General features: G+C 61.2%; 11 protein-coding genes. 8 read left to right on the forward strand and 3 right to left on the reverse strand.

Features of this window, described 5'->3' with window-relative positions; all coding sequences use genetic code 11:
* Positions 1–272: 272 nt before the first annotated feature.
* Both V3587_RS30300 and pdxA read right to left on the reverse strand, forming a co-directional pair.
* Positions 273–1,040 carry a DeoR/GlpR family DNA-binding transcription regulator gene (locus tag V3587_RS30300; RefSeq protein ID WP_283377700.1) on the reverse strand — a complete coding sequence of 256 codons (768 nt, stop codon included), beginning with the start codon at positions 1,038–1,040 and terminating at the stop codon, positions 273–275.
* A 26-nt stretch (positions 1,041–1,066) separates the two neighbouring features.
* The gene (gene pdxA, locus V3587_RS30305; RefSeq protein WP_283377699.1) at positions 1,067–3,319 is read right to left on the reverse strand and encodes a 4-hydroxythreonine-4-phosphate dehydrogenase PdxA; all 2,253 of its coding nucleotides are present in this window, start codon (positions 3,317–3,319) and stop codon (positions 1,067–1,069) included.
* Positions 3,320–3,671: 352 nt separating this feature from the next.
* On the opposite strand from pdxA, the gene V3587_RS30310 reads away from it, so the two are divergent.
* The 8 genes from V3587_RS30310 to V3587_RS30345 are packed head-to-tail and all read left to right on the forward strand — an operon-like array spanning position 3,672 to position 10,520.
* Entirely contained in the window at positions 3,672–5,108 is a 1,437-nt protein-coding gene (locus V3587_RS30310) for an ABC transporter substrate-binding protein (RefSeq protein ID WP_283377698.1), read from the forward strand.
* Between the two features lie 4 nt (positions 5,109–5,112).
* Complete coding sequence (locus V3587_RS30315) at positions 5,113–5,616, forward strand: ABC transporter permease (protein ID WP_283377697.1); 504 nt, start codon at positions 5,113–5,115, stop codon at positions 5,614–5,616.
* Positions 5,617–5,631: 15 nt separating this feature from the next.
* The gene (locus V3587_RS30320; RefSeq protein ID WP_225320240.1) at positions 5,632–6,117 is read left to right on the forward strand and encodes an ABC transporter permease; all 486 of its coding nucleotides are present in this window, start codon (positions 5,632–5,634) and stop codon (positions 6,115–6,117) included.
* The gene (locus V3587_RS30325) at positions 6,117–7,064 is read left to right on the forward strand and encodes an ABC transporter permease (protein WP_095973714.1); all 948 of its coding nucleotides are present in this window, start codon (positions 6,117–6,119) and stop codon (positions 7,062–7,064) included. Before V3587_RS30320 ends, V3587_RS30325 begins: the two co-directional genes overlap by 1 nt.
* A 3-nt stretch (positions 7,065–7,067) precedes the next feature.
* Positions 7,068–7,901 (forward strand): ABC transporter ATP-binding protein, encoded by an 834-nt coding sequence (locus tag V3587_RS30330; RefSeq protein WP_283377696.1) that lies wholly within the window; start codon positions 7,068–7,070, stop codon positions 7,899–7,901.
* Positions 7,898–8,764: an ATP-binding cassette domain-containing protein gene (locus V3587_RS30335; protein ID WP_283377695.1), complete on the forward strand. Its 867-nt coding sequence runs from the start codon at positions 7,898–7,900 to the stop codon at positions 8,762–8,764. The genes V3587_RS30330 and V3587_RS30335 overlap by 4 nt, the downstream gene beginning before the upstream one ends.
* The gene (locus V3587_RS30340; protein WP_283377694.1) at positions 8,764–9,723 is read left to right on the forward strand and encodes an aldo/keto reductase; all 960 of its coding nucleotides are present in this window, start codon (positions 8,764–8,766) and stop codon (positions 9,721–9,723) included. The genes V3587_RS30335 and V3587_RS30340 overlap by 1 nt, the downstream gene beginning before the upstream one ends.
* A 35-nt stretch (positions 9,724–9,758) precedes the next feature.
* Positions 9,759–10,520 carry an HpcH/HpaI aldolase family protein gene (locus V3587_RS30345; RefSeq protein ID WP_283377693.1) on the forward strand — a complete coding sequence of 254 codons (762 nt, stop codon included), beginning with the start codon at positions 9,759–9,761 and terminating at the stop codon, positions 10,518–10,520.
* A gap of 64 nt (positions 10,521–10,584) precedes the next feature.
* On the opposite strand, the gene V3587_RS30350 is transcribed toward V3587_RS30345, so the two are convergent.
* Positions 10,585–12,009 carry an aldehyde dehydrogenase family protein gene (locus V3587_RS30350; protein WP_283377692.1) on the reverse strand — a complete coding sequence of 475 codons (1,425 nt, stop codon included), beginning with the start codon at positions 12,007–12,009 and terminating at the stop codon, positions 10,585–10,587.
* Positions 12,010–12,445: the final 436 nt, after the last annotated feature.

Raw genomic sequence — 12,445 nt, forward strand, 5'->3', positions numbered from 1 at the left:
TGAAGCACAACCATACACGATGGAAACTACTTCGAAATTTGGTCAGGCACTTCGTACAACCTCGTGTCACTCGCCGTGAAGGCGGGAGTCGGTGTCCGTGTCGCTCTGACTTGGAATAAGTTACGCGTCTGCTGAAGTCTTTGACAAATCCACAGGTCAGAGACTCGGAGGTAGCCATTTCCCCAGCAAGATCGTCCGCTTCACCCGGATTTCGTCAATTCGGACATCATGTGACGCCGGACACCGTGGCCGGATCCGCACGCAGCGGGACCTCACACCACTTGAACTTGGATACCCGCATCCTCGAACAATGCGACTTGCTTTGCGCCTACTGCAGCATCGGTAACCAGCACCGCCCCGGGCGGTATCGGTGCCCACGCGTGGAAAGGACGTTCACCAAGCTTGGCGGAGTGCGCGAGTATGTAGACCTCGCCGGCACGTTCGATCATCATTTCCTTGAGCCGGGTCTGATCGAGCTCAGCTTCACAAATGCCCAGGTCAGCGGTAACTGCGTCGGCACCGAGGAACGCCTTGTCAAACGACACCCGCTGCAGCGACGCTTCCGCCAGTGGCCCGACGAATCCTTGACTGAGCTGTCTCAGCGTCCCGCCGAGACATTCGACTCGAACACCATCAGCGTCGGCTAACGCCTCGAGCGCTGTCAGCCCTGCAGCGATCACCGTCAAATTCGTCACGTGACGTAAGAACTCCCCCATCGCCCCGACAGTGGTACCTGCATCAAGGAGCACAGTTTCTCCGGGCCGGACCTGTTCGGCAGCCCACTCTGCAATCCTCCGTTTAGCGTCGAATCCCTCCATCGCCCGCTGACGCAGAGACGATTCCGGATGGGGATTGATGGCAATTGCCCCGCCATAGGTACGCGCGATCAGACCCTGAGCAGTCAACTGACTCAGGTCGCGACGGATCGTGGATGCGGTCACGCCGAATTGGGCAGACAGATCCTCGACACTGGCCAGACCGCTGGTGCGAGCGAGCCTCGCAATCTCCGACCGCCTCGCCTCCGACTCCCGGATCGCCATCGCTCCTCCCCCTACAACCCTGATGCTTACTTGGAAACGAATGTGCTGGTTGCCAATTCGGCCGCCTGCCGAAGCGCTTCGACCATACTACCGGCCTCGGCGATGCCCTTACCTGCAATATCGAAAGCGGTTCCGTGATCGACGGAGGTACGGATGACAGGCAAACCAACGGTGATGTTGACGCCGGCCTCGATCCCGAGAACCTTGACCGGGCCGTGCCCCTGATCGTGGTACATCGCAACGATCAAGTCGTAGTCCCCACGTCCAGCGAGGAAGAATGCCGTGTCCGCCGGCAGCGGACCGTGGACGTCGATTCCTTCTGCCTTCAAGAGTTCAACGGCGGGAATTATCTTCTGCTCCTCCTCTCCGTACCCGAAAAGCCCGTTCTCCCCTGCATGCGGGTTGATCCCGCACACGCCGATTTTCGGAGACGGATTACCCGTCCGCACCAAAGCTTCGTGACCTCGACGAATAGTCCGCTCGACCAGGCCGGGCTCGATCCTGGCAACTGCGTCGAGCAGTCCGATGTGAGTGGTCACGTGAATCACCTTGAGCTTGGGCGTCGACAACATCATCGACACCTCCTCGGTACCGGTCAGGTGCGCAAGCAATTCCGTGTGTCCGGGGTAGATGTGTCCTGCCGCATGCAGCGCTTCCTTGTTCAGCGGCGCCGTGCAGATCGACTGGACTTCGCCGCGCACAGCGAGTTCGCTTGCGACGCGGATATATTGATAAGCCGCATCTCCCGCGGCTGCCGACAGTTCCCCCCAGGCGAGATCCTCGGGTAGCAAGTCCAGGTCGATGACGTTGATCCGTCCATCGATGAATTCAGCATCCGCGATCTGCTCGATCGCGACCACGTCGACGTCGATTCCGAGCACCGCGGCAGCCAATCGCAAACGCTTCGCGTCGCCGACAACGACCGGGCGGCAACGCTTTCTCGTTTCGTCGTCGAGGAGTGCGGGGACGATCACTTCCGGTCCGACGCCGGCGCCGTCGCCCATCGTGACAGCGATCAGCGGCAGTGGAGTGGATTCGATTGACATGGGATTGACCTCGTTGTCTGAAGGAGTCACTGAAGGTGGACTGTCCGGAGCGGCGACCGGGGTGGGGTGCGCAAGAAACTTCGTTATGGAGAAGAGACTGTGCGCATTCCCGAAACTGCCTGGCCGCGTGACGATGTACCGTCCGGTGCGATCGACGGAAAGTACGGCGCCGTGTTCAATTTCGTAAATCGGTGAAAGAGTGTCGATCCGGAGGCGGTCGAGAACGCTGCGTGCGGTTTCACCACCGGTGAGAACCAAGTCGATCGGATACTCGCCGTGGGAGAACCCTGCATCGACGGCAGCGATCAGATCGGCGAGAGCCGAAACGAGATGGACGGATTCTGCAGGCACGACAGGTCCACTTACCGAAACCACGACGTTTCCGCGATCCAGTGCGTTCAGAATCGGAAGCGGATCGACCGAATGTGCCAGGAGTTCAGCACTGTTCACTTCGATATGGTGCGCACCTGAATCCCGAAGCAATGCCACTTGGTCTCCGGCAGACGCATCCGCCGTCCCCACAACCACCAACGTAGATCGAGAATCACGAAGAGATGGGCATGCGGCGGGCGACTGCATTGTGCGTCGTCGTGCCACTTCCGTTGCGAGCGCCGATGTTCCTACCAATCGAGATCCCCGAACATCCTGTCCTGCAGCCACAATCAGTTCCAGATCACTGTCGGTCTCGACGTCGCAGATCGCCACCGACCCGGCTTCCGAGATCGACGCAAGAACCTGATTCAAACGCCCGGAGCGAATGTCGTCCAGCGATACGCCAGAAGTGATTGCCGACGGTCCGAGCGCCTCTGCAATCGACCGAGGCGCCGGCGTCGACTCCGCGCGCCACAGGTCCGTGGAGTGCAACGCAACCCCATCGACCAACACCACGCCGTCTCTCACCGTGCGCCCTTGCCTGGGCAATCCGGCTGCGACAATGACCGGGGATCCGTCGCGGGAGAGTTCTCCAACCTCCGCCGCTATGTTGCCCCTGAGCAGAGAATCGATCTTCTTGACGATCTCGGAGCCGTCGGACGATTGCAGTACTGATCTCACGTCACGAGAGGCTTCGGCAGGGTCGGACCGCCGTGAGTGCAGATCGAAAACCGTCACTCCTGATCCGTCGGGTGCACCCGGACCGAGTCGAAGCGATATGCCCGAACTGCGGAGCAGAAATCCTGCGGCCGACTCCGCGGCTCCGGAAAGATCGTCAGCGATGATTACCAGTGGTTTCATCGAATTCCTCGACCCCCTTTCGGTCTGAATCGAGTACGCACAGCATCGCAACCGATGCGCGAAGTACGCAATTGAAGTTACGGGACTTGCGCGAAGTGCGCAACAGTGCCATTGTGAGCTGAGTTACAAGCGAGAGCCCGATGCGATTGTTCACCAACAGTCCGCTCGGAGCGTCGCCCCCACGCTGCCCCGCCAGGATCGAAAGGTCACCGATGACCAATACTCGTTTGCGAACACCACAGCTCTCCCGCGGTCCTTTCTGCAGTTCACCGGGCTGATCGGTGGCGCAACGCTTCTGGGCACGACAACCGCGTGCGCCGGCCCTACCGGGAAGCCGACACAGGACACCCTGGTGCTCGGGCTCAACCGTTCGCTCGTCAGCCTCGACAACAAACTCAATCAATTCGACGCTGCAGTCACGGCTCAGCGAGGCGTCAGACAAGGTCTCACCCGGATCGGCGACAATCTGACACCGCAACTCGTTCTTGCCGACAGGTTCGAATCGACCGGACCGACCGAGTGGACGGTTCGACTCCGCGAGGGCATCCGTTACTCCGACGGCACACCTGTGCTGATCGACGACGTCACGACGGCAATGCAGATGTACCAGCAGGTCAGCGGATCCTTTGTCGCACCGCAGTTCCCCGAGTGGCCGACGGTCGTCCCCATCGACGATCGCACCTTCATCCTTCGGACGAATTCCCCGGTGCCGGTTCTGGACTCGCTCATGTCCAACATCTTGATCACCCCGGCCGCTGCCAACGAACCCAACGAACTGCAGAGCGGAATCGGGTCGGGACCGTTCGTCGTCAGCGAATCGAACCGGGGCACCGGCGATTACACACTTGTTGCCAATGACAACTACTGGGGCCCTGCCCCGGGCCTTCGTCGTGTTCAGGTCCGCTTCATTCCCGAAGAGGCCGGCCGCGTCGTCGCGCTTCGGAGCGGCGAGGTCGACGTCATCGACTCGATCAGCCCGGACTCCGCAGAACAACTCGCGGACCTCCCTGGAGTCCAGGTCGACACCGTGCCGAGCACGCGCATCAACCAACTGTTCTTCAACTTCCGCAAGCCCGCCGATCACCCACTGTCCAATCCGCGCGTTCGCGAAGCCCTCACGTACGCCATCGACGGTGAATCGCTCGCTCGGGACGTGCTGATCGGATCCGCGGTCCCGGCCACCGGTCCCGCACCGTCGACCTTGGACGGGGCCGTGAAAACCGGTACTTACCAATATGATCCACGAAAAGCGCGACAAATGCTCGCGGCCGAAGGCGCCGACGACCTCGAACTCACCTTCATCTGGGAAACCGGAGAGTTCACCAACGACGTCTCGGTGATGGAATCGGTACTCGAAATGATGAAGGCAGTGGGAGTGCGCGTCAAACTCCAGCAGTTCGAACCGGGCGGTGACATCTCGTCCTGGCGCCAGGGCAAGACCGGGGACTGGGATGTGCTGGGCAACGGCTACGGCAACCAGACCGGACTTGCACTGACCACGTTGCAGGGCATGTACGCCGGCACAGCGGAGAAGGAAGCAACTCGCGACACCTATCACGGGTACGTCTTCCCCGAAATCACCGCGAAGATCCAAGCCGCATCCAGTGAACCAGACCCGACCAAGCGCGCCGCTCTACTCGACGCCGCACAGCAGGACATCTGGGACACCTGGCCTTGCCTGTGGAGCTTCGTACCCAACGCACTCCTTGCGAAACGCACTCGTGTACAAAATGTTTCACTGACCCCGATCAACTCCTACGACCTCGGCGCCGTCCGATTGGAGGCCTGAGGCGATGACTCTCACCGCTCCGAAGCCGCAAACCGCCCTCGGAATCTCTCCGCGTCGGCGCACAAGGATCAACCCGACCGTCAAATACGTGCTCAAACGCTTGGCACAGAGCGCCTTGACGATCTTCCTTACGCTCACAACAGTGTTCGTCCTCATCCGAATGGCTCCCGGCGATCCTGCCTACGCCTTGGCCGGACCGCTGGCCAGCACGGAGGATCTAGCACAAATCCGTGCGGACATGGGCTTGGACAAGTCGGTGTTCTCTCAATACCTGATCTACCTGTGGGACCTCGTGCATCTGAATCTCGGCACCTCGTACTCGTTCCAGGCGCCGGCCATGGACGTTGTCCTCGGCCGACTCCCGTACACGATCACCCTGGCCGTCAGCTCCATCCTGCTGACCGCCGTGCTCTCGATTCCGTTGGGCGTGTGGATGGCCCGTCACGCGGACACCCGACGCGAACTCGGTGCAAACGTCGTGGCCGTCGGCGGGCAGTCCATGCCGTAGTTCTGGAGCGGTCTGATGCTGGTGACGATTTTCGCGGTCCTGATCCCGGTGCTCCCCGCAGCCGGTTTCACCACGTGGCCGTCGTTGATCCTGCCTACCGTCACTATCGCCATCCTTCAGATCGCGCTGATCTCCCGAATGGTCCGACGCGAAATGGTCTCGGCCTTCGCTTCTCCCTACATCACTGTCGCACGCTCTCGCGGAGTATCCGAACGCGAACTCACCTGGCGATATGCGATGCGTAACTCGGCAATTCCCATCGTCACCGCGCTGGGCACCAGATTCGCCGGAATGCTGAACGGCGTCGTAGTGGTCGAGGTCGTGTTCGCCTGGCCTGGTGTCGGCTCGCTGGTGGTCCGCGCACTCGAGACTCGCGACTACCCGCTCATCCAGGCCACCGTACTTGTCACTGCGGTTCTCGCCGTGCTTGTGCAACTGGCAGTGGACCTCCTCTACCCCCTCCTGGATCCACGCGTGCGACTCGGAAAGGGCGCCAACTGATGACTACCGTCTTGGAACCTCCCACCACCCCGCGCGCCAGCGCGGTCACCGAGGCAGACTTCGCACGCGCCGGAGCCACGCGCCGTAAGCGAGACAGCCGAGTCAAGATCTGGGCCGGCTCGATCTGCGCGCTCCTGGTGATTCTTCCCGTTGCATTGGCGGGACTACTCCCCCTCGCAGATCCGAACCAGACCAACCTGAGCAGTCGACGGCTACCGCCTCTCACCGACGGTCATCTGTTCGGCACCGATCAGTTGGGACGAGATCTCCTCTCACGGATCCTGCACGGCGGCCAGGTGTCTCTGACGATCGGTATTCTCGCCGTAGTCGTCTCCGGGCTCATCGGTATCGTCGCCGGATCCGCCGCGGGGTACTTCGGTGGCTGGGTCGACACCGTGATCTCCCGCCTCCTCGAGGCACAGCTTTCTCTGCCTCTGCTGATGATGCTGCTTCTCGTTGTTGCGCTGTTCGGACCGTCCATTCCCGTCATCACGTTTGTCATCGCGATAGCGCAGTGGCCCGAAGTCGCGCGGTTGACTCGCTCATTGGTACTCGTCGAACGCGAAAAGCCTTACGTAGCTGCAGCTCGAGTCCTCGGGCTTACCCGTATGTCCATCCTGCTTCGTCACGTCATTCCGAACATCGTCAAGCAGGCATCGCTCGTCGTCCTACTGCTGCTCGCGCAGGCCGTACTGCTGGAAAGCTCGTTGAGCTACCTCGGCGCCGGACCACAACGTCCATTCGCTACCTGGGGACGAATCATCGCCGACGGCCAGGACTACATCACCACCTCATGGTGGATCGTGACCCTGACTGGCCTGATGATCGTGCTGCTGGTGGTCGGAGTGAACCTACTCGGCGACGGTCTACGCGATCGACCTGCAGGATCGAAACGACTGGGCGCAAGCCTGTTCGGGCGTGGCAACGCCCAGAAAGCAAAGGCGTGAGACATGGGCAATCTACTACGGGTCGACGACCTCCAGATCGAACTTGTCACGGCAAATGGCGTCATCCGAGCCGTCGACGGGGTGTCCTTCTGCATCGACGCCGGTGAAACCGTCACCATCATCGGTGAATCCGGCTCCGGAAAGTCGACGACAGCCATGGGAATCCTCGGACTGCTTCCGGACGATCTTGCCGTTCTTTCCGGGAAAGCCGTGTTCAAAGGCCAAGACATTCTCGGAAACACGAAGATCTTGAACGATATTCGTGGAAAACACATCGCTCTCATCCCCCAGGACCCGATGACGGCCCTGAGTCCCGTCCACACCATCGGCAGCCAACTTCGAGAAGCAGTGCGCCACAGCGGTGTAACCGCGAAGAACCAACAAATCGAGCGGGCAGTGGAACTGCTCGAGCAGGTGCGAATTCCGTATCCGGATCAGCAACTCGACAAATACCCGCATCAACTGTCGGGCGGAATGTTGCAGCGCGTCCTGATCGCCGGCGCGCTTGCTGCCGGCCCCGAACTGATCGTGGCCGATGAACCCACCAGTGCATTGGACGTCACCGTTCAGGCCGGGATTCTGGATCTGTTGCTCGAGTTGCAGGAGCGCACCGGGATCGGAATGCTGGTCATCACCCACGACCTCGGAGTCGCCCGACTCGTATCCGATCGAATCTACGTGATGAAGGACGGCCGTTTCGTCGAGACCGGCAGCGCCGACGTTCTCGTCGACTCACCGCAAAGCGCTTACACACAAAAGCTTCTCGACGCCATACCGCACCTGGGGCTTTGGGACGGCGACCCCGCCCGTTCAACACAGATCGGAGCCTCGGCATGAACCCCCACGAAACGCCACTTCTCGCCGTCGAAGACCTAGTTGTCGAGTATCCGGTTCCCGACGGAGTTTTCCGGGCAGTGGATGCTGTGAGCTTCTCGGTGGAAAAAGGCAAGACCCTGGCCATCGTCGGCGAATCCGGATGCGGCAAGTCGACCATCGCTCGATCGATCGTCCGACTCCTCACACCGACCAGTGGACGCATTCTCGTCGACGGCACCGACATCGCGCAGATGACGGAGAAGTCGCTGCGCCCCTTCCGCTCCCGCGTTCAGATGGTGTTCCAAGATCCGTACGGATCACTGGACCCCCACCTGACTGCCGAGGACATCATCGGAGAACCACTGCGACTCAAGGGTGTCCGAAGCAAGGCGGAACGCTCCAAGGCAGCAGCAGAACTCGTCGGTCGCGTTGGCCTGCCCAGCTCGGCACTACACCGGCGTCCGGCGGAGTTCTCAGGAGGCCAACGTCAGCGAATCGGAATTGCCCGCGCACTGGCCAGCGGACCCGAGATCCTGGTCTGCGACGAAGCCACGAGTGCCCTGGATGTGTCGGTCCAAGCGCAGGTACTCGAGCTCCTACGCGAAATTCAAGCCGATACCGGTCTGACGTACGTTTTCATCTCACACAACTTGGGCGTCGTCCGAGAGATCAGCGAGACCGTAGTCGTGATGTCGAAGGGAACCATCGTCGAATCCGGTTCCACAGAAGCAGTTCTCGCCAGCCCCCGCGAGCCGTACACACGCGCACTACGTGGTGCGGCCCTCGACCCCACAACGATGGTGGGGATCAAACCACGCCACGCAGTGGCCACACTGTCCAAAAACTTGCTGGCCAAGCAGATCGAACCACGAGGAGTTGCCTGATGACCGCCCCACTCGAGCTTCCGAAAATGGTGCTGGGCACCATGACTTTCGGGGACACCGTCGATGCTGCGGGCGCGGGCGCGATGCTCGACGCCGCACTCGACGCCGGTATCTCTCACATCGACACGGCCAACGGCTATGCGGGCGGCGAGTCCGAGCGCATGCTCGCAAAGCTCCTCCAGGGCCGACGCGATTCCATCTCTCTCGCCACTAAGGCGGGAATGCCGCATCCCGATGCCGGTGACAACAGCCCACTCTCGGCAAAGGGGCTCCGGGCAAGCATCGAAGGAAGCCTGCGCAGACTCGACACGGACTACGTCGACCTGTTCTATCTCCATCAGCCGGACCGAACCGTCACGCTGACCGAGACTCTCACGACCGTCGCGGAACTGGTTGCCGAGGGCAAGATCCGCACACTCGGCGTATCCAACTTCGCAGCGTGGCAGATCAGCGAAATCAACTACACCGCAGACACAGTCGGTGCGCCGCGACCGATCGTCGCACAACAGCTCTACAACTTGCTCGCCCGTCGCATCGAAGAAGAATACGCCGAATTCGCGGACGTGGCCGGACTGACCACCATGGTCTACAACCCACTCGGTGGGGGCCTGCTCACTGGGCGCCACACCTTCGAGGAAAGTCCCTCCGACGGCCGATTCGGCGACTCCCGTCTTGCATCGATGTACAAGGAACGGTACTGGAACACACAGATATTCGACGCCATTGCACAACTGACGACGATCGCGGAGCAGTCGAGCATCTCCCTGACCGAGCTTGCGTTGCGCTGGCTGGTCAGCAAGCCCGCGACCGGATCGCTGCTCCTCGGAGGATCCAAAGTCGCCCACCTCGAATCCAATATCGCGGCCATCGGGCGAGGCCCACTCGACGCCTCGACCGTCGAAGAGTGTGATCTCGTCGGTGCCGCCCTACGAGGCCCCATGCCCAACTACAACCGCTGAAACACCCGACCTTCATCAGGAAGAGTTTCTTCACTATGTCAGCACAGGAATTCGCCGCACGTATCCGAGGACGCGAACGCATTCTCGGATACTGGTCCGTCATCGACAGCCCGATCTCGACGGAGTGGATCGCACACGTCGGCTGGGACTACATCGCCCTCGACATGCAGCACGGTTTGATCGGCTATTCGGGGATGGTCGCCGGCCTCACCGCAATCGACTCGTCACCGTCCACCGTCGGGATGGTGCGCGTCGAGGCAAACAATCCGACGCCCATCGGCCGTGCACTCGACGCAGGCGCCGTCGGCGTCATAGTTCCCCTGATCAACAACGCCGAAGAGGCTGCGGCCGCCGTGGCAGCCGCCAAGTATCCGCCGTTCGGCATCCGCTCCTACGGGCCCATGCGCTCGCAACTCCGTATCGGCCCCGTTCCCGCCGACGCGAACCGCGACACCGTTGTTTTTGCGATGATCGAGACTCCACAGGGTCTGGCGAACGTCGAAGATATCTGCGCAGTGCCCGGATTGGACGGCGTGTACGTCGGGCCGTCCGACCTACGAATCGCCGTCGGCGGCAAGCACTCCAACGATCCGGATGTGTCCGAGGAATTCGAAGCAGCGCTTACCCGGGTGCGCGAAGCTGCCGCCCTCAGCGGAGTGGCCGCGGGAATCCACACCCCCTCCGGTCAGGTTGCGGCACAACGGCTTGGGGAGGGCTACACGTTCGCGACCGTGGCCTCGGACCTGACACACCTGGCGAACATCTCGGCTCAGCATTTGGATGCCGCCAAGTCCTGATCCGGGCACAGAAATGGCGATGCTCCCGCACTTGGTGCGGGAGCATCGCCATTCTCGAACAAAACTATCGCTGAATCGCCTTGATCTCGAGGAACTCTTCGAGCCCGAACGTGCCCGCCTCGCGTCCTACGCCGGACTGCTTGTACCCACCGAACGGAGCATTCGTGTTGAATGCTCCGCCGTTCACCTCGACCTGCCCGGCCCGCAGTTGCCGCGCGACGCGATCCGCGCGATCGGGGTCACCTGACCAAACGCCACCGGCCAGGCCGTACTCGGTGCCGTTGGCAATCCGCACTGCGTCGGCCTCGTCTTTGTAGCCCATGATCGAGAGGACCGGTCCGAAGATCTCCTCGCGCGCAATGGTCATATCTTCGGTCACGTTCGCGAACACCGTCGGCCCGACGAAATATCCACTGGCCAGACCGGTTTCGCGTCCGTCGACAACCGCGGTGGCACCTTCCGACACGCCCTTCTCGATGTATCCGCGAACGCGTCCCAGCTGATTCGCGTTCACCAGAGGACCAAGCACCGAAGTCGGCTGAGTCGGATCACCTACCGGGAAATGAGCGGCTACCGCAGCAGCGATTGCCGCTGCCTCATCCACCTTCTCCGCGGGGACCAACATACGCGTAAGCGCCGAACAGGTCTGGCCCGAATTGATGAAGCACTTTGCGACGCCATCCGTGACAGCCTTTTCGAGATCGGCGTCGTCGAGAATGACATTCGCCGACTTGCCGCCCAGCTCGAGCGACACCTTCTTGATGGTGTCCGCGGCAACGATGGCCACTCGCTTGCCGGCCCGAGTCGACCCGGTGAAGGAGACCATGTCGACTTCAGGATGGCCGGCGATGGCTTCACCCACTACCGGGCCGTAACCACTCACCAGGTTGAATACACCTGCAGGCAAACCAATTTCGTCGAAGATGTCAGCGAGAGCGTACGTGATGAGTGGCGCAACCTCGGTGGGCTTGAGCACCACAGTGCAGCCCGCGGCAAGTGCTCCACCAACCTTCAAGACAACCTGGTGGAGCGGGAAGTTCCAAGGAGTGATGGCGCCGACAACACCCGCAGGTTCGCGAACAATCAGCGAATTCCCGACCTCGTGAGCGTCGAAATCATAAGTGCGAGCCAATTCGGCAAATGCATTCAAATTCGCGAGCGGCATTCCGATTTGTACGGGCTTCGCGAATCCGATCGGCATTCCCATATCCTGCGAAACGAGCGCCGCAAGATCATCGGTGCGTTCGGCAATTATCGCCGCAGCCTTGGAAAGATATTCGGCGCGCTCGCCGCCGGATAGTGCAGACCACGTGGGGAACGCCTTTCGTGCTGCCTTCGCGGCCGCGTCGACATCTTCGACAGTGCCTTCGGCGACAGTTCCTATCAGCTCTTCGGTAGCCGGATTGAGAACGTCGATCCGACCGCTGCCAGTGGATTCGATCCAGGCGCCATCAATATAGATTTTGGTGCGGTCGAGAATATCGGTCATCGAAGCCTCCGTAGTCATCACGCGTGCACAGGTGAGGTGGGCCCGATCACACGGGTCACCTCGTCCGAGCCTAGCCACGCTCGACGGGTTCCGTGGCAGGTTGGTGGCGCGATTGAGGTTCGACTGACGAGACTTGCGGTGGGCGCAGGCTTTTCAGTGATCGAGTGAACGGTACGTTCGGTCGATCTGAGGCGACGAAGGTACCGTTCGCTCGACGTCGGGCGGGGTGGTGCGCCGGCCGCGACGGTGCCGCCAGTGGCCTGCCCTGATCGTGTGAACGGTACGTTCGGTCGATCTGAGGCGACGAAGGTACCGTTCGCTCGAAGTCGGGGGTGCCGGCGAAGGTGCCTTCGGGGGGGGTGTTTTGGGTATGAGAAAGCCCCCCAACCATGACTGGTTGGGGGGCTTCTCTTACAGTGTGTTCGGCGGTGTCCTA

The organism is Rhodococcus sp. IEGM 1306, from assembly GCF_036541985.1.
Lineage (GTDB): Bacteria > Actinomycetota > Actinomycetes > Mycobacteriales > Mycobacteriaceae > Rhodococcus_F > Rhodococcus_F qingshengii.